Here is an 18884-nt window from a genome sequence, read left to right as displayed (position 1 = left end):
AATTATAATTAAGGAAAAGTGATATGAAAATAGTAAGCAGATTTGACCACTTCAATATCAATGTTACCAATTTGGAGCGTAGTATCGAATTTTATCAAAAGGCATTAGGTCTGTCTGAGCTCAGAAGAAAAGAGGCTCCTGACGGATCATTTATATTGGTTTATTTATCGGATGGAGTAAGTCCCTTTTCATTAGAGCTTACTTGGCTCAGAGATCACCCCGAAGCATATGAACTGGGGGAGAATGAGAGTCATTTATGCTTTAGAGTACAGGGTGATTATGATGAAATCCGTAAGTTTCACAAAGAAATGAATTGCGTTTGTTTTGAAAACCAAAAGATGGGATTGTATTTTATAAATGATCCTGACGATTATTGGATTGAGATATTACCTTTGGTAAAATAGAGAATAAATAAAAAACCGGAATTAATTCCGGTTTTTTATTTATAGCAGACAAATATTATGAGAGGTCTATTATCGAAGAAGGCATGAATATTTCCAGCCGATCAGAAAATTGTTTTGTCCTGAGGCTTCAGTATAACATTGAATAATAGTGTCTTCATCTATCCACAGGTTTGGCTTTAATGTCTCCATGGTATTGTTACATAGCTTGCAGCAACTCTGTACATCTATTAAATGATGGAATTGTACGAGGCTCATGTCACAGACATTAAAGATATTGGGTATCCAAATGATAGAAGAGTCTTTGTATTTTATAAAATAGCTATTAGAATCTGCATGCTTTCGTCTCGATCGAGGAAACTCTCGCTCTAAAGCTATAGTACTACGCCCGATAAGTGCTTGAGCGGTTTGGAGAATATTTTTTATTGCGTTATTTGATAAAGGATTAATTACTTCTTCCATAATATTGATTAGTCCTTGAGTGAATAAAGTGAAAAATAGTATTGTGTTTGTTTTGTGTCATATATTGTTTTCTTATAAAATCAATATAAGTCTGTTTTATTGGTTTGCAGATCGTAATCATTCATAGGTTAGTAATTTAAAATACCACTCATGTTGAGGATGAATTAATTATGGTGTTGTTCGCAAAACAACTCATTTATCGATCGCAACAATAAAATCTTAGTGTTTGTTACTTGCCAGGTTTCTCCTAACTCAGGCTTTCTTGTCTGATAGTAAGTTAATAAAAGTATTTAATTACATATATTAATTATAACAAGTTGCTAAGGTTATGCTTACTAAAGTAATAAAAAGACCTTAGACCTTAATTTATATCAGTTAGCACAATTATTTATATAAAAAGCGTTTGATACTTCTTTTGGGTGTTTTATCAAACTCAACTTTTTGTATTGTATAGTCTGCAATCTGGCTGTATTTAGGCAGACGTTTGTTGAGATTAGTTATTTCCGCTTTCAAAAGATTTTCTATGCTTTCTTTAGAGTGACTGGCTTGTATTGCATCTTGATCAGGAAAAATCAGAGCATGCAATCTTCCCTCTCGTTCAACAATTAATGATTCGGCTACATAATGGGTGTTATTTAATAACTGTTCTATTTCTTCGGGATATATATTTTGACCGGAAGGTCCTAATATCATTGTTTTAGATCTTCCTTTTATGTAAACATATTGACTTTCGTCCATCACTCCGAGATCTCCGGTTCTAAGCCATCCGTCAGAAGCCAATACATCTGCTGTTGCTTCGGGATTTTTATAATATCCCAGCATTGTATTAGTACCTCTCACCATAATTTCACCTGTTATGTTTTGAGGGTCAGTAGAGTCAATTTTTACTTCCATTCGGTCAACAGGCTTTCCACAAGATGTTGCACGGTAGGTTTCCCAGAAATCGTACGAAATAAGCGGTCCGCATTCGGTCATACCGTATCCAACCGTATAAGGGAATTTAATACGGGAAAGAAATTTACCGACTTCACTGTCTAATGCTGCTCCTCCTACTACTATTTCTACAACCTGACCTCCAAAAACCGAGATTAGTTTGTCTTTAACCTTAGAGAATATTTTCTCTCTGATAAAAGGAATTTTTATAAGAGTCTTTGTCGGTTGCTTATTCAGTTCGGTAAAGACTTTAGACACAATTATTTTCTCTATAATTAAAGGCACGGCAATAATGAGAGTTGGTTTAACCTTCTCGAATGCACTCATTATTATTTGTGGTGAAGGCAAGCGGGTAAGGAAATGTACATGACATCCTTTGGCGACAGATAATAGTATCTCGAAAGCCAAACCATACATGTGTGCCATTGGCAGCATACTCACGATACCATCTCCCGGCTTAACAAACGAGATACTTTCGATTGCAAATTTAGTATTAGACCATAAGCTGCGATAAGGAATCATAACACCCTTAGGTTTGCTTGTGGTTCCCGATGTATAATTGATAAGAGCCATCTCTTCGGGCTGCTCCTGATGAAATATTAAATCGTTTTGAGAAAATCCTTTGGGATATTTATTTTTGAATACAATGCTTAGGTTATCACACACCTGATTGAGTGCTTGAGAGCGTGATTTTTGAATAGCATAATCTTCTATGGTGATAATAGTCTTTACATTTGGAATTTTTAAAGGGTCTACCTTATCCCAAACATGTTCTCCTACAAAAAAAACTTTGGCATCGCAATGATTAACAATATTGTGGATGCTTTCTCCGTCAAAATCATGTAAGATGGTAGTTACGACTGCGCCATAGCTCATAGCAGCAAAAAAAGTTACTGCCCAATTGGTACAATTGCGACCACAAAGTGCAATTTTATCACCTTTCTGTACTTCTATAGTTTCAAAAATGATATGTAATTCTGCTATTTTCTGAGCAAAATCTTTAAATAGCAGAGTACTTCCATTATAATCACTAAAAGCAGGCTTGTCCCAGTTGGTGCTGATGCTGCTTTTTATTAGGCCTAAAAATCTATCTGTATTTTCCATGACTGCTATGCTATATAATCGGCTCTATACCGATAAATTGTTATTATCTTGATCTCTTTATAACACCAACCAAAGCGATAAGTTGGCGGATGTCATATATTTATTATAAAGCTTTGATCTAGTGCAAATATAACGAAATAATCTGCGAATCAAATCAAAAAAATACAGTTTGCTTGAGCTCTGGATATCTCTGATTCGGTCTTAGATTAGAGATATTACTTTGTTAGTTTGGACTTTATAGATATGGAAATAATGGTTTTTATTATATTTGTATGATTTATATCAGTTAATAATAATTTAAAATATAATAAGTTTTTATGTTAGGTCTGGTTTTATTGCAAAGTATTGAGCAGATTAGTACTTCTTCTCTGCAACCTCTGGTTCAAGGATTGTTAGAGCGTTTAGTTGGATTGGGAGAAAAGTTGATTGGTGCTGTCATTGTATATTTTATAGGGTCCTGGGTTATCTCTTGGCTACGTAAATTGGTGAGGAAACTCCTGAGCCGAAAGCAGGTGGATGGTGCTGTGTCGACATTTATAAACAGCCTGGTAAATACTTTGCTAAGAGTGATATTAGTGGTGGCTATTATTGGTATTCTCGGTATCCCGACAACGTCTTTAGCTGCTATTATTGCAGCCGGTGGACTTGCCATTGGTATGGCTATGAAAGATAACCTCTCGAATTTTGCGGGAGGAATTATGATTCTGATGAATAAACCTTTTAAATTGAATGATCGGATCTTGGTTCAGGGTATGGATGGTGTTGTAATGGAAATTGGTATCCTTTATACTATACTCCTTACGGCCGATGGACGTACTATTTATATTCCTAACGGACCACTTTCGACAGGAAGTATAACCAATTATTCTACTCAGGAAAACAGAAGGGTTGACATAACTCTTAATATTAACTACGGTAATAATATTGATGAGCTTAAAGCTGTATTGGCAGATGTTGTAAATCAGAATGAGAAGATACTGAAAGCTCCATCTCCATTTGTCGGAATAACCAATATCAATAATGGGAATTTTGATATTGTAATACGTGCATGGGTATTGAACGAAGACTATGGAATTGTAAGCGTTGCTTTGAATGAGGCAATTTATGATGCTTTGTCTCAAAAAAGAGTTTTTGTGTCATCTTCTATTTCTGTGAAAATGATAAGCTAAAAAGAACAAAAACAATTTGAATAAATTGACTCGGTTAGAGATCGATAATATTTAATAAATTTGTAAGATGAGAAAAAATGTAATTTTTGTATTTGTATTTGCTGCTGTAATCTGGGGTCTGGTTCAGTTGCATACAATGAGTTTAGAGGATTCAAAAGACCAATCGTTTAATGTAAAGGGAATTGCTGTCGTTTCATACCCTGCAAGTGTTGAAGTACGTAATGACATACCATTCGAATTGTTGATTAACCCTGTAGATAAGAAATTATTACCTGATAGCGTTGACTATGAAAAGTTCAGACCTAATTTAATTCTATTAAAGAAAGGCTTTAATGAGAAAGACAGTATTCAACTAAAAGAGTTTCCGAATATCATAGTTAATGCATTGACTATAGATAGTTTTGACGCATCAATTTTAGAAACCGAATATGCAATCTCTTTAGGCAAGGCTATACATAATATGATATACGAGAATGCGGACCGTACATCATCTACCGTATCTAATTGGAATGAATTACCTATTAGTCAAATAAATGGAGCAAAGGTGTTGAGGTTTGAATATAAACTGGAAAGTCAAAACAAGAAAATACTTAATATTATTGTCTCTTATCTATTTAAAAATGATAAACAAGTTGAGATAACTTTATCGTCGCCTGATAAAAATTTGAAAGAATGGGCTTCAATTTATGATAACATACTGAATAATGTTTCGATTGACTGATTCTTTTTATTGACAAAGGTTTTATAAATCAGTTCTATAATTAGATTTGCAGAGCTGTTCAATAACAATAGATAATCATGCTTTTAATAATGTATTATTAAATAGTTGAAATTACTTACTAAATAAGATGAATAAAAAATACACTACACTACTATTATTACTATCACTTCTTGTTCAAACGAACTATATTTTCGCTAAAGACATACCGACTACTACTCTTCATAAAATTGATATTCTAAACATAGGCTCAATAGCTTATCCTCAGGCCTTGGAGGAGAGAAGCGATATTCCATTCAAAATTCTGGTAGATGAAGAGTTTCGAAAATTGATGAGTGATTCGATTGATTATGAAAAATTCCGTCCTACATTGATATTCTTCGAAAAAGGATTCGTAGCACCTCAGTTTCCCGATAAGAAGATTTCATTCGGATATATTAGCGTAACAGCAGTATCGGGTACTTATCGTTTTCCCAAAGAAATGTCTGATATTCAGAAAGCTAAAATAGAAAGTAATATCAAACAAGATGTTGATACAAATCTCGTAGGAACTCAATTTTTGGTTAAAAAATGGAATCCTTTCGAATTTAAAAATATCAATGGCTTGGTTGCTATTCAGTATTCGTATGAACAGACTTTAAGAGGTAAAGATCAAACGAATATTATTACTACCAATCTTTATGATTCCGATGTCCAACTTCAGATTGTACTATCTGCTCCTAAAAAAGAATATAAGAAATGGTTGGCATATTATAATCAGATGATACAAACGTTCAATCGTAAAGTAAATATTGCCGATATAGCGACCTTTGAATATCCGACAGAAATTCAGGATCGGAAAGATATCCCCTTTAGACATTTGGTCGATAATGAATTTAAAAAAATATTGGGAGACTCTGTCGATTATGAACAATTCCGTCCCGGATTGTTGTTCTTGGATCGTGATTTCGCAATAACAGATACAACTAATGTACCGGCTTTCGGTAGTCTTTCGTTTAATGTGTTGCCCGAGTATAAAAAGAGAACTCTATCGAAAGATTCGATAAAGGTTGATGTCTTGGAAAGCAATATTAAATTGAATGTGCAACAAAATATCGATTCTACCGATTATCGGATTAATAAGTGGGGCGAGTTTAAAGTGGTAGAATTAGGTGGAGTTCCGGCCATACAATACTCATACGAGCAACAATTAAGGGATGAGCAGCCTTCGGAAGTTCACTCTACATACATATTCGATAAGCCGGCACAAGTTCAGATAAGTATGTCTTCTCCAATAAATACTTTACCCGACTGGAAAAATCGTTATGATAAAATATTGGAATCTTATCAACGCTTGGTTAATATACCTAATGTCGGAACAATGTATTACCCTGTTCATCTCGAAGAGAGAAGCGATATCCCATTCGAAGTTTTAGTGGATAAAGAATCTAAAAAGAAACTGGGAGATTCGATTGACTACGAACGTTTCCGTCCGGCTTTATTATTCCTTAAAGATGATTTTAATCAAAATGATTCGACTCAATTAGAATCGTTCAGTAGTATAACAATAAATGTACAGGAAGGAGACTTCAGTAAATTAAGTCACCCCGATTCTATTAGTCTGAGTACTATTGAATTTGAAATAAAAGCCTCTGTGGAACGAAACTTGAAAAATACAGGTTATTCTCTGATTGGTTGGGACTCTTTTAACTCGTGCATGGTAAAGGGGAGTCGTATTATCAGCTATTCTTATACTCAACAATTGAGCGGAACCGAACCTAAGCATATATGTGTAACTTATTTTTATACACCCACTATACAGATGCAGGTAACACTTACTTCGTCCGAGAGTGAATATCCATTCTGGAAAACAGAATATGATCGTATGGTTGATTCTTTCAGGCTTTCAGGTTGGAGATAACATTTCTAAGATAAATAAAAAAGATCGAACCATTGTGGCTCGATCTTTTTTTATTCTCTTCTTTCGATTTTACTTTATGAGATTAAAAATGTGATCCGAATTAGTCGTATGATCGGGATTTAACTCTATCAGGTAATCGGGAAATACTTCCAACAGTGTGAATGAATATCCGTTGATACGTATAAAATGATTAGCACTCCCTTTTTTCTTGTGAATCTGATAAGGAAATTTTCCGAGTAAACTTCTCTGATTATAATACTGATCTCGTTCCTTAGAGTCACAATCTGCTTTCGTATACGCTTCTATGGATACACTATCTTTTTCGAATTTTAGAATATTGTACGTCGTAACCAGACACCCTCCATCTTGAAACGATTTGCAGGATTCGCTTATGACAATCGAATACTCTTTGTTTTCGAGTAGAGTATTTTGTGTTTTACCCGAAAGAGAAACTCCTAGTAGCGTAATTATAATCAATAGAAACTTCATCGTCTCTCGCTTCTGAAGTTTAATAACAGCAGATAATCACTTACAGCATCCTGCAAAATTGTAGACAGGGGCTTATCTGATGGAATAACTTTCATTTCGAATGTTTTATTTCCCTCTGTATAAGTTCCCGAAACTTTATCCATCACCAATTTGCTGTTTTCAAATTCGCGGTACTCTTTGTTCTCTGTACTTTTCATAGAGACAAACTCAAGGCGGCTGATCATATCATTTACCTTGTCGTATAAAAGCCATATATAGAGCTTGTTCTTATCTTCCTCTAAAATTCCGTTTCGTCTAACTTCTACGATTTCAACTTTTTCATTATCAAGATGAAATAATAATTTATAACCGGGCTTAACCATGTCTGATAACTTTATTTTATTACTACTACTTTCTTTTAATTGAGAATATCTGTAACCCTATTCTATTTCGAATCCATATGTTTTACCTTTTTCGGTAGCAGGTATTCCTGTTTTCATCCATACAGGAGCTGGATCGCCTTTCAGATAATGGTCGAAAAACTGTTGCAAACGAATACTCAGGTCTTTGCAATTGCGGCGCTCTTTAAGATTATGGGCTTCGTTGTTATATTGTAATAACCATACTGGCTTGTGTAACCTTCTGAGTGCCATAAAGTATTCGATACCCTGATACCAAGGCACAGCACCATCTTTATCGTTGTGCATTATCAGTAGAGGCGTTTTTACCTTGTCGGCAAAGAATATAGGGGAATTTTCCTTATATAGTTCGGGAGCTTCCCACATAGTCGCTCCAATGCGCGATTGTGTTTGTTCGTACTGATACTGACGGCTTCGTCCGGTTTCCCAGCGTATGCCTCCATATGCACTGAACATATTGGATACGGGTGCCCCTGATCCCGCAGCTTTAAACATGTCAGTTCGAGTAACAAGGTATGCTACTTGATAGCCTCCCCAGCTTTGTCCTTGTATAGCCATGTTATCACGATCTATCCAAGAGTTTTTAGCTAACTCCTCTACTCCCGAAACTATTGAGTTATATGCACTTTCGCCCGGATGTCCTGTTGTATACTGAATGTCAGGCGTGAATACAATATATCCTCTGCTGCAATAGAACGGAATGTTGATAATAGAACGGCTTGGTGCAGGTGGGGAATATTGATATAAATTGTCCGAGTGCTTCTCGTAGAAATATACCATCAACGGGTATTTTTTATTCGGGTCGAAATTTTCAGGTTTATAGATAATACCTTGCGATTGTTTACCATCAAAGGTAGTCCATTCCATAAGTTCGGCTGTTCCCCAATTGTATTCTCTCATTTGAGGGTTGATGTCTGATAATCGAGTATCTGTTTTCCAATTATTATTGGTGATAAAAAGATCGGGAGAGGTATTGAAGTTGCTCTTTGCAAACAAATAAACCTCTTTATCTTTCGCTTTTTCAGGTGACGAAAATATGTATTCATCCATAATTAATGGTTTTAAATTAGATTTCTCTAATTCGTAAAAACCATGTTTTTTGCTTGCATTATCAAAAGCTGAGAGTAATATCTTTTCATTATTTTTAATAAATCGGCTTTCTTTATCAGTTTTGATATATCGTAATGTCAACTTATTGTTACGACCTACATTTTGGGTGATATTTACAGGAGTTTTTACACCGCTAGGATCAAGTTTCCATATATCATAAGCATCGTACACCAAGAAAGCACCGTCTTTTTCCATCCAAGCACCTAAACCGTATGAATTGGGGATGGAAGGAGTATCGTTCTTCTCGTCCCAGAAATTGATATTAAGTTTATCAGTCAAGCATATTTCTTTTCCGGTATCAAACGAATAGGCATAATATTGACGGTCATTAACATTGTACCATACAAGATATTTGCCATCAGGAGAAAGACTTAGTTCAGCCTGTAAACCTGTTTGTATTTGTTTTGAGGTGTGATTATTAAGATCGAGAACCCAAATATCATTGGTTAATCTTGCGGCAACGTCCCATTGAGTATCGAAAAGATAGTTCAGATTAGATGTGCCTAGTGCGTATTTACCATTGTTTTCGTCCGAGATATTTACTATTGGCATCTGTTCTGTTGCCAATTGATAGAACTTAAAACCATCCTCCAGATCAACATAAGAAAGATAAGTCTGCTTTTTCTTTTTTTCTAACTCGATTAATTGTTGAGGCTGTATTAATGGCTCTTGCCAATGCCACAAATCGAGTTGAGCCTTTTCAAAATCGGGGATAGTTGTATCTTTGGGTAGGGCTATAGGTGCAGTGCCCAAAAGAAGCCTTTTGCCGTTCTTGCTAAATTCCGGGTTGTAATTTTCGCTCACATTCCACTCTCTTGGCATTCCAGCCTTATTCTTATCAACGATAAGTTTGGCAGAATCGTCATGTGTTGAGAAATAATATAAGCTGTAGTTTTTTATCTCTGCTTTTAGACTATCTGTTGTTGCTAAAAAAGCAAGTCTTTCTCCTGAATCGGATAATGCAGGGTTCTTATAAAGCGTTTTACCTGTAGAAACTGTTTTTCGATTATATTTGTCTAGGTCGAAATAAATAACACAGGGTTTATTTATTGTGTCTTTAGCTTCGGGTTTGGTAACTACTGCCAAACTTTTCCCGTTTCTGCTAAATATAAAATCAGTCGCATTTTTTACAGTATCTTCTTTTGCTGTATAGATGTTGCGAACTATTAAAGTACGTGCTTTTGCATCAGCTTTCGCTTTATCCTTTATTTTAAGGGTATCATCTATGGTATATACCAAATAGTCGGAGAAATCTTTTCCTGTTTTGAATGTTTTTACATTCGGAATCTTTGATAACGAGAGCTGGTCTAGTGAAATAATAACCAATGAGTCTTTAGGCATTTTCTCGTCAGCCGTTTTCTTTATTTTAGCTTGACGTGTCGTTTCATAAGGTGCTTTTATCTGTGCTACAATATATTTCTGATCGGGTGTGATTAAATAGTTATATCCACGAGGAACAATCAACTCTTTTTTATTTGATAGGTTGCGTATTAATAAATAATCGTCCCCTTCTTGTGCTTTAACCACTGTTGCAGCATATTTTGCATCGTTGGAAATTGCCATTTCAGAGAGACTTTTCCATGAGTCATAAACAGTGTGATCTAACACTTTTTTTTGTGCCGTAATAGAGAGTGAACTGATTATTGAAAAACAGAGAATCAGGTATTTTGAATACTCTTTTCTAAACATAAAAGATATATTTATTGATTTCATACAAAGTTAATAAAATAAAACGAGCCAATCCCTTTGTAAATAAGATTGGCTCGAATGATTTGTATTTAACTATATGATCTTAGAATACCATGGGAACTTCCATCAGTAGAAGCCTTGCATCGTCGGATAGGGATTCGATGGTAAGAGATTCCGTATCCCATATTCCAAGTCCGTCTCTGTTGTCAAGAACCGTCCCTGAAACATTAAAGCTGCCTTGTATAACCATGGCAAATACTCCGTTCGACTTCGATTTCAGGTCATATTTTTCTATTACTCCTTTGTCGAAAGATCCTATGGAGAACCATGCGTCCTGATGTATCCACAATGCGTTTTCGGAAGGAGTAGGAGATACAACCAATTGGAATGTATTTTTATGGTTCAAAAAATCCAACGTCTTTTGCTCATATCTGGGTGTTACATCCTTTTTATTGGGAAATACCCATATTTGAAACAAGTTTACAGGTTTATCTTTTTGTGCATTAAACTCGCTGTGGTAAACTCCTGTACCTGCACTCATAACCTGTATATCTCCCGATTCGATAACACCTCCGTGTCCCATACTATCTTCGTGACGCAAGCTACCCGATAGAGGTATGGTGATGATCTCCATATTATCATGCGGGTGGGTGCCAAAGCCCTTACCTCCGTCTATGATATCGTCGTTCAATACACGTAATGCTCCGAAATGTATTCTTTCGGGATCGTAATAGTTTGCAAAACTAAAAGTGTGGTGTGCGTTTAACCAACCATGTTGTGCGTGACCACGTGTTTCTGCTTTATATAAAATAGTTTTCATAATTTTTCTTCTTTCTTTTAATTAAAATTGATTTTTAGCAGACCTTAATGAATAATGATAGAGGTCATAGATAATGCACCTGCTACTATTTTGTCATTAAACAGATCGGCTTTTTCTCCTTTCGTTTGCAATGCCAAAGCATATATCATCGGAATATAATGATCCAATGTGGGCATAGCTAATTGTGTCCATTTGCTTAATGACTTGTAATGAATTAAAGAGCGGTGATCGCTTAGTTCTATTTTTTCTCTGAAAAGATTGTTGAGTTCAATAGCCCAGTCGTAACCATGTTGGGCATTGAAATCGTCTCCTTCTACTTGCAGCATGCGCAGATTGTGAATCATATTGCCGCTGCCTATAATAAGTACCCCCTTTCTTCGTAAATACATTAGTTCCTGAGCCAAATCATAATGGTACTGCATATCTTTGGTATAATCAATACTTAGTTGCAGGACAGGGATATTGGCTTTGGGATAAAAATATTTCAATACGCTCCATGTTCCATGGTCTAATCCCCATTCGTAATCTGTTTCAATTGTAAAATTCTGAGCGTTTAATTTTATATCATTTGCCAGGTCGGGAAACCCCGGAGCCTGATATTGTTGCATGTACAACTCGCGGGGAAAGCCATAAAAGTCGTGAATTGTTTTTGGGGTTTCCATAGCCGTAACATATGTTCCCCGAGTTTCCCAGTGTGCCGATACGCATAATATCGCTTGCGGCTGGGGAAGCTCTCGTCCCAACTCAATCCACTTTTTTGCAAACTCATTGTCCTCAATGGCATTCATCGGTGTACCATGACCCACGAATAATGCAGGCATCAGCGGGGTATCGCTTAAGTATGATAATTGTTTATGTAAATGTTGTAAACTATTTGTTGACATATTTTTTATAACCCTCCTCCATTATATTTAGAATAAAAAAATCGGCTTTAGCTAACAGTTGCTAAAGCCGATCAGGAAAAAATTCACTGTCAAAAAACTCTCTCTTATTTAGCAGCTTTAGCTATAATAGTTATTTGTAATTCAATATTGTCATCGATGAACTTATCCTTTAAGTCAGCAAAGATACTTTTTGAGCCATATTGAACGTTCCACTGTGTACGGTTGATAGTGAAAGGTACAGTTACCGCTTTGTAAGCATCGCCTTCTTTTGTGATCTTAGCATCGAATGTGATATTTTTATCTACATCTTTCATTTTCAGATTACCGCTTATACGGTGTGTAATAGAATCATTACCCGCAACAGCTTCTACTTTAGTAATTGCAAAACTACTTGTTGGATATTTTTCAACATCGAAGAAATCTGCACTTTTTAGGTGATTAACCAGCATTTCATTCATTTTCTGATCAGTAAGATCTTCGTTTACAATTGCATTCATGTCTATGATAAATGAGCCTGAGGCTACTTCTGTTCCGTTAATTGCCAGACTACCCTCTTTTATCCCGATAGTTCCGTGATGGCTTCCGCCCGGTTTAGTTCCTACCCAATGGATAGATGATGCTTGTGTATCAACTACTAATTGTTCGCCACTACCGTCAGCTATTGCTTGTGAGTCGGTTCCTTCAATTTTGTTTTTAGGACTATTGCTACATGACGCAGCAAATAATACAATTGATAATACTAATAAATACGATTTCATAATTGTTTTTGTTTATTATTCTGATGCAAATATAAATGGAGTTTATTTATTCTCAAAATAGATGTTTTTATACTTATCTATTAAAATTTTTATAAATTTGTGTGAACTCTTATTATAACGCATAAATACCTGTTTTGTTTGTTTATTATCGTGTTTTATTGCTGTTATATTAATAACTATTAAATAGATATCCTATCTTAAATTAATTCGGAAGATGATTATTCACAGTTTTACAAATGATTATAGCGAAGGATGTCACCCTTCTATTTTGCAAGCCTTAAATCAAAGCAACCTTGTTCAACAAACGGGATATGGTGATGATATATATACATTGAATGCTGTTGAGGCGATTAAAAGTAAGATTGGCGATAACAGTGTCGATGTACACTTGATTTCTGGAGGAACATTAACTAATCTATTGGTCTTGGCATCTATATTGAAACCATTCGAGTCGGTAATAGCAGCCCATACAGGGCATATTAGTACGCACGAGACAGGAGCGATAGAAGCAACAGGGCATAAAATAGAAGAGGTTATTAGTCCCGATGGAAAATTGACTTGTGAGCTGATTAAGCCAGTCTTGAATAAGTTTCCCGAATATCATACCGTAAAACCAAGAGTCGTCTATATTTCTAATTCAACAGAAATAGGTACTGTTTACTCTAAACAGGAATTAACCACTTTGTCGAATTTTTGTAAAGAAAATAATCTGATCCTATTTATGGATGGAGCAAGGCTTCCTTCGGCTTTGATGGCAGCTTCTAATGATCTTACGCTTTCCGATGTGGCTCGCTTGATAGATGTCTTTTATATTGGGGGAACTAAGTCTGGGGCATTGCTTGGAGAAGCGGTTGTTATCACAAATGATACGCTGAAAAAAGACTTCAAATACCATCAAAAACAGCGTGGAGCCATGATGGCGAAAGGTAGGGTACTTGGTATTCAGTTCGAGCAGCTATTTAAAGATGATTTGATTTTTGAACTGGCGAATCATGCCAACGTTTTGGCCGCCAAGATTACAGATGCAGTTAAAGAGTTAGGGTACTCTTTCCTTACAGAATCGGATTCCAATCAAATATTCCCTATCTTACCCAATAAGGTGATTGATAAGCTAATCCTCAAATACGGATTTTATGTATGGGAGCCTGTTGATGTTGACAATTCTGCCATAAGAATGGTCACTTCATGGGCAACACCGGAAGAGAAAGTCGATATGTTTATAAATGACCTCAAAGAAACATGTAAACTATGGTAAATCTCGAATGGTACAGAACTTTTAAGGCAATCTATCAGAATGGCACATTAACTAAAGCGGCTCAGGAGTTACTTCTTTCTCAGCCCAATGTGAGTGTTCAGTTGGCTGCACTCGAAAGTTATATTGGTCATGCTTTGTTTATACGGCTACCCCGAAAAATGGTTCCTACGGATTATGCCAAGCAGCTTTACACACAGGTTGTAGAATCAATCGATAATCTGGAAAGGGTTGAGGCTGAGTTTAAAAAAACGATCCTAAATAAGAATACCACTATAAAATTAGGCAGTCCTGCCGAATTCTTCAGTATCTATCTGGCTAAGAACGTATCACAACTGAAGTCTTACCTGATTGTAGAATATGGATTAGCTTCCGAATTGATTGATAAACTGGTCAGTAAAGAGTTAGATGTAGCTATAATAACACAGCGTAATGCTACACATGAATTTCTGACTTATGAACCTCTATTGACAGAATCTTTTAATATTGTATGTAGTCCTGAATTCGATTCGTCTGAATTTGATAGCTTAGTTGAATCTGCTGACTTAGAACAAATCGAAAAATGGTTACAGGCTCAACAATGGTATGCATACAATAGTAATCTGGTATTAGTGAGAAGATTCTGGAGGGAGAACTTCAAAAAGCGTCCTTTGCTTAAACTACAGGCTGCGATACCTGATAATAATGCGATTTTAGAAGCAGTAGCAAATAGTAATGGCTTAGCCGTATCGTCTGACCTTATTGCCGGCAGGGCTTTGGACAACGGTACTGTCAGGGTCTTGTGGAAAGGCTTCCAACCTGCAACGAATGAGTTGTATATTGCTCATGATAAAACAAAAATAGAGCCTAAACTATTAGATGAAATTAGAAACTTTGTGAATTTAGGTTTGCAGAGTTTTCGAGATAGATAATTTTATTCGGGAATAATTGTTGCAGCTTTGTGAAAGTCGAGTTTCTTATATTTCTTTTTTAGTTTTTCGTCTAACTGAGCTTTATCGTTGGTAAAATAAACCATACCTGTATCGAAGTGCCATGTTCCTACATAATTAAGGGTATTACTTTCTATTGTAAAAGCAAAACGTTTCAGGTCACGTTGACTGATTCTGTTGCTGTCTATTTTCTCTCTTAAACTATCAGTTGCATCGATTCCCTTGTAAACGGGCTCAATCATGCCATTGCCTCCATACCATTTACTATCTGTCCACCAATAATCCAATATCATATAAGTGCCGGGTTCGAGGAAGTAACAAAAGGTATTTTCTTTTGTCATCTTGAAGGTTGGCTTTACTCTGAACGAAAATACCTCGGTGGTCGTTATATTAACTATCCGTATATCCTGAGGAAAACCGATACTGTTAGTCGATAAGCGTTGTATAAAGCTTCCGTAAATAATCGCCTGACCGGAAGTCATTTTGTCATTCTTTTTTACTTCTTTCAGTTCTGTTGTCTCCTGTGCTTGAGCAAAGAAAACAATCGAAACAAAAAGTATATTTAAAATGGTCAATCTTCGTATTGTCTTCTCAAACTTCATAATTGCATATTAAGTAAAATAGATAGCTATGCGAACTTAATAGAAAAATTCTCCTGTATATTGAGCTGTATTTCCGCAACCGTCGGTGGCTGTAAATACAATTTTGTGAGTGATCCCTTTTTTAAATCGGGCAGGATCAAACTTATAAGTATATATCGAAGATTTCATATCATGTGTGAATAGGGCAAACTTGCCATCTATAGTTCCTTTGAATGTTGCTATTCCACTGAGATTGTCGCTCATACGTATTCTTATCTCATCTTTGGGCACAACTATTCTTCTTTTCCCTTTTCCCGATGTTTCTATGCGGGTGATTTTGGGTGCTTCAGTGTCAGCCGAAACTGCCAAGCGTATCCCTAACTCGCGTATTTTGGCAATAATAGAACCATTTTTGTAAGAGCCTCCTATCCACGATGCCCTGTTGTTTGTTAGTTGGACTACACCGTACTGTTTCTTATTACTCAAAGGATCGGATGATAGTTTGATACTTACCTCTCCCGATTTATCAAGCGGCACGGGTGTTTTATTTACTGAATAAATATCTGAATAATATTCTGTAGAGGATGCTTGAGACAGTGTAAAACATACATCGTTGTATAAATTTCCCTTGGGAATCGATAACGTAAACTGATCGGTATTATACTTGTTATCCTTATCCCAAATTAGAACTTGATTACAAGCCGAGGGCGTTATGATATTCTGTTTTTTACCAATAACGGTAAAATCATAGACAGACTTGTTCCCGTAAAGATCTTCTAACTCATAAGAGATTTGATAAGGGCGTTCCTCATTTATATTGATATAGCCACTGTTGATAGATGAATAAAATGGCAATTTGTTTCCCGGTTCAATAAACGACTGCATATAAAATGACTTATTGAGTCTCCAGTCTGCAAATTCAGTAAACGTATTTATCATACGGCTTTGATCAAAAGGAAAACCGGCCACTTCGGATCTGAAAACTTCTTTATTGTCTACTGATAAGCTTACAACCCGTACTCCATAGATATTAGATGTAGCATCCATTCTATCGTATGCTTTTATTCCAAGTCCTATTAATCCCCATGCTTCAATAGATTGTTTCAGGGGAGAATAGCCTCCGGCTTTTAATTGTGTTACAGATTGGTGTAAGGGAAGAATTGTTCCGTTAATAACACCTCTTCCGGGAACAGGGTAGGCTGCAATTCCTTTAACTTCAGGCGATTTATTATCTGCAATAATTTTTTTGTAATACACTAAAGGGTCTAATGCTTTCTCAGTCTTAGTTTCCCTTATTTCGAAATGCAAATGTGGACCACCTGATCCGCCCGTATTACCTGTATAGGCGACTAAGTCTCCTTTTTTTACTGGGATTTGATAAGGAGAAAGTTTTACATCAATCCTAAAGCTTTCCTGTTTATATTGTTCTTGTTTTACATATTCGGATATCCTTACATTATAAGAGCTCAAATGCCCGTAAACCGAAGTTTGTCCGTTAGGGTGATCTATGTATAAAACGAGTCCATATCCACTGGGTGAAACCCCTATCCGAGAAATATAGCCGTCAGCTATACTGTAAACAGGCTTTCCTTCTACACCTTGCGTCTTTATATCAATTCCCGAATGAAAATGGTTATTGCGAAGCTCTCCAAAATTAGCACTTAATAATAGCGGTATATCCAGAGGACTTCGGTATTCTTGTGCGGAAGTATGAAACGATAATAATAGAGATATAATAACGATAATTTTGTTCATTGTAAGTTTATTTTCAAGAGTTCATCGAGTACAAAAAGTTGTCAAAAAGGTGACAAACTGATATTACTTTTGTAACTTTTGTTGTTTTCGTAATCATCTTGTAATCAGTTGATAATTATTCAAAAGGTTACAAAGGTTACAAAAGTGACACTTTTTGAGTAGTTTTTTATTTTCTTTTTTTACTGTTACCTTTTTTTGTCTTTCCTCTCTTTTATTGATAGATAAAAGAATGATATTCAATCTTATCAAGATGTCAGACCTGCTTGTGGTTTAGGTAAGTAAAAAGCAATACATAGTTCTGCGAACTTAATCGCGCCCCAAGGTATAATTAATAATATCTTTAGCGACTTCTTTTTTATTCTTTAATTCAAAATTTGTACGAAGTCCATTTTTATTGAGAATGGCTATTTTATTGGTGTCGTGCTGGAATCCGGCTCCGTTATCATTCAGAGAATTGAGAACAATATAATCTAAATTTTTCTTTGTGATTTTATAGAGTGCGTTTTGTTCTTCATTATTTGTCTCTAAAGCAAAGCCAATCAAAGTTTGTCCTTCTTTTTTAGCCTTTCCCAACGATGCGGCGATATCTTTATTGGGAATCAATTCTAAAGTCAGGTTAATTCCTTCTTTTCTTTTTATTTTATTATCCGCTTGCTCTTTTGGACGGTAATCTGCTACGGCAGCACACAGTATAGCTGCATCACTATCCGTAAATTCGGTTGTTGCAGCCTGATACATTTGTTCAGCCGATTCTACATCAATTCTCCTGATACTAGAGTGTGTGGTTTTTAAGGATACAGGACCGGCAATAAGCACCACTTCTGCACCTCTTTCCGCACATTCTTCAGCCAAGGCAAAACCCATTTTTCCAGAAGAGTAATTTCCAATAAAACGAACAGGATCTAGTTTTTCATACGTCGGTCCAGCCGTTATCAGGATTTTTTTTTTTGAAAGAGATTCCTGTTTCTCAAAATATTCTTTGATGTAAGCAACAATATTCTCAGGCTCCTCCATACGCCCTTTACCTATCAGGTGACTGGCTAGTTCTCCGGATGCCGGTTCTATTATATGATTACCGTATGATTGAAGCAATGATATATTGCGTGTTGTAGATGGATGTGCAAACATATCAAGATCCATTGCCGGAGCAATAAATACAGGCGCTTTCATCGACATATAGGTTGTAACTAGCATGTTATCGGCAATTCCGTTTGCCAGTTTACCCATTGTGGCAGCTGTAGCAGGTGCTATAATCATAAAGTCAGCCCACAGACCAAGGTCTACGTGACTATGCCATGTACCGTCATTGGCACCGAAAAAGTCACTTACTACAGGCTTTCCTGTTAAAGCAGATAATGTTACAGGAGTAATAAATTCTTTTCCTGAAGGAGTAATCACTATCTGTACTTCGGCACCTTCTTTAACGAATAAACGAGCTAAAGATGCTGCTTTATATGCAGCAATACTGCCTGTTATACCTAATACTATATGTTTACCTTTGAGTGTCATTTCTTTATTATCTAGATTGTATG

At 35.9% G+C, this 18884-nt stretch carries 17 protein-coding genes; 6 read left to right on the top strand and 11 right to left on the bottom strand.

Going from position 1 to position 18884, the window contains the following annotated elements; all coding sequences use genetic code 11:
* Positions 1 to 23: 23 nt before the first annotated feature.
* Positions 24 to 404 carry a VOC family protein gene (locus G7050_RS03200; protein ID WP_166111111.1) on the top strand — a complete coding sequence of 127 codons (381 nt, stop codon included), beginning with the start codon at positions 24 to 26 and terminating at the stop codon, positions 402 to 404.
* A 69-nt stretch (positions 405 to 473) separates the two neighbouring features.
* On the opposite strand, the gene G7050_RS03195 is transcribed toward G7050_RS03200, so the two are convergent.
* Entirely contained in the window at positions 474 to 863 is a 390-nt protein-coding gene (locus G7050_RS03195; RefSeq protein WP_166111108.1) for a hypothetical protein, read from the bottom strand.
* 384 nt (positions 864 to 1247) lie between these two features.
* The gene (locus G7050_RS03190) at positions 1248 to 2900 is read right to left on the bottom strand and encodes an AMP-binding protein (RefSeq protein ID WP_166111105.1); all 1653 of its coding nucleotides are present in this window, start codon (positions 2898 to 2900) and stop codon (positions 1248 to 1250) included.
* A gap of 317 nt (positions 2901 to 3217) precedes the next feature.
* Between G7050_RS03190 and G7050_RS03185 the strand changes: the two genes are divergently transcribed.
* From G7050_RS03185 to G7050_RS03175, 3 genes are all read left to right on the top strand, one after another.
* Positions 3218 to 4069 carry a mechanosensitive ion channel family protein gene (locus G7050_RS03185; protein WP_166111102.1) on the top strand — a complete coding sequence of 284 codons (852 nt, stop codon included), beginning with the start codon at positions 3218 to 3220 and terminating at the stop codon, positions 4067 to 4069.
* A gap of 67 nt (positions 4070 to 4136) precedes the next feature.
* Positions 4137 to 4790 carry a hypothetical protein gene (locus G7050_RS03180; RefSeq protein WP_166111099.1) on the top strand — a complete coding sequence of 218 codons (654 nt, stop codon included), beginning with the start codon at positions 4137 to 4139 and terminating at the stop codon, positions 4788 to 4790.
* 127 nt (positions 4791 to 4917) lie between these two features.
* Positions 4918 to 6687 carry a hypothetical protein gene (locus G7050_RS03175; RefSeq protein WP_166111096.1) on the top strand — a complete coding sequence of 590 codons (1770 nt, stop codon included), beginning with the start codon at positions 4918 to 4920 and terminating at the stop codon, positions 6685 to 6687.
* Positions 6688 to 6756: 69 nt separating this feature from the next.
* Here the strand turns inward: G7050_RS03175 and G7050_RS03170 are convergent, their stop codons facing one another.
* From G7050_RS03170 to G7050_RS03145, 6 genes are all read right to left on the bottom strand, one after another.
* Positions 6757 to 7176: a hypothetical protein gene (locus G7050_RS03170; RefSeq protein WP_166111093.1), complete on the bottom strand. Its 420-nt coding sequence runs from the start codon at positions 7174 to 7176 to the stop codon at positions 6757 to 6759.
* Entirely contained in the window at positions 7173 to 7538 is a 366-nt protein-coding gene (locus G7050_RS03165) for a hypothetical protein (protein ID WP_166111090.1), read from the bottom strand. The genes G7050_RS03170 and G7050_RS03165 overlap by 4 nt, the downstream gene beginning before the upstream one ends.
* A gap of 57 nt (positions 7539 to 7595) precedes the next feature.
* Positions 7596 to 10397 (bottom strand): prolyl oligopeptidase family serine peptidase, encoded by a 2802-nt coding sequence (locus G7050_RS03160; RefSeq protein WP_255499249.1) that lies wholly within the window; start codon positions 10395 to 10397, stop codon positions 7596 to 7598.
* A 79-nt stretch (positions 10398 to 10476) separates the two neighbouring features.
* Entirely contained in the window at positions 10477 to 11193 is a 717-nt protein-coding gene (locus G7050_RS03155) for a pirin family protein (protein ID WP_166111087.1), read from the bottom strand.
* Positions 11194 to 11237: 44 nt separating this feature from the next.
* On the bottom strand, positions 11238 to 12077 hold the full coding sequence (gene ygiD / locus G7050_RS03150; protein WP_166111084.1) for a 4,5-DOPA dioxygenase extradiol: 840 nt from the start codon (positions 12075 to 12077) through the stop codon (positions 11238 to 11240).
* A gap of 104 nt (positions 12078 to 12181) precedes the next feature.
* Complete coding sequence (locus G7050_RS03145; RefSeq protein ID WP_166111080.1) at positions 12182 to 12835, bottom strand: YceI family protein; 654 nt, start codon at positions 12833 to 12835, stop codon at positions 12182 to 12184.
* A 214-nt stretch (positions 12836 to 13049) separates the two neighbouring features.
* Between G7050_RS03145 and G7050_RS03140 the strand changes: the two genes are divergently transcribed.
* Positions 13050 to 14090 carry a low specificity L-threonine aldolase gene (locus G7050_RS03140; RefSeq protein ID WP_221412820.1) on the top strand — a complete coding sequence of 347 codons (1041 nt, stop codon included), beginning with the start codon at positions 13050 to 13052 and terminating at the stop codon, positions 14088 to 14090.
* Positions 14084 to 14998 (top strand): LysR family transcriptional regulator, encoded by a 915-nt coding sequence (locus tag G7050_RS03135; RefSeq protein ID WP_166111077.1) that lies wholly within the window; start codon positions 14084 to 14086, stop codon positions 14996 to 14998. The genes G7050_RS03140 and G7050_RS03135 overlap by 7 nt, the downstream gene beginning before the upstream one ends.
* 2 nt (positions 14999 to 15000) lie before the next feature.
* On the opposite strand, the gene G7050_RS03130 is transcribed toward G7050_RS03135, so the two are convergent.
* The 3 genes from G7050_RS03130 to coaBC all read right to left on the bottom strand — a co-directional run bounded on the left by G7050_RS03130 (position 15001) and on the right by coaBC (position 18861).
* The gene (locus tag G7050_RS03130; RefSeq protein WP_166111074.1) at positions 15001 to 15618 is read right to left on the bottom strand and encodes a hypothetical protein; all 618 of its coding nucleotides are present in this window, start codon (positions 15616 to 15618) and stop codon (positions 15001 to 15003) included.
* 36 nt (positions 15619 to 15654) lie between these two features.
* Positions 15655 to 17352: a M23 family metallopeptidase gene (locus G7050_RS03125; protein ID WP_166111071.1), complete on the bottom strand. Its 1698-nt coding sequence runs from the start codon at positions 17350 to 17352 to the stop codon at positions 15655 to 15657.
* 306 nt (positions 17353 to 17658) lie between these two features.
* The gene (gene coaBC / locus G7050_RS03120) at positions 17659 to 18861 is read right to left on the bottom strand and encodes a bifunctional phosphopantothenoylcysteine decarboxylase/phosphopantothenate--cysteine ligase CoaBC (protein WP_166111068.1); all 1203 of its coding nucleotides are present in this window, start codon (positions 18859 to 18861) and stop codon (positions 17659 to 17661) included.
* Between the last annotated feature and the right edge of the window lie 23 nt (positions 18862 to 18884).

It is taken from the genome of Dysgonomonas sp. HDW5A (assembly GCF_011299555.1).
Taxonomy (GTDB): domain Bacteria; phylum Bacteroidota; class Bacteroidia; order Bacteroidales; family Dysgonomonadaceae; genus Dysgonomonas_A.
Note: the sequence above shows the minus strand (reverse complement) of the source record. Positions and strands in the feature narration are given on the sequence as shown.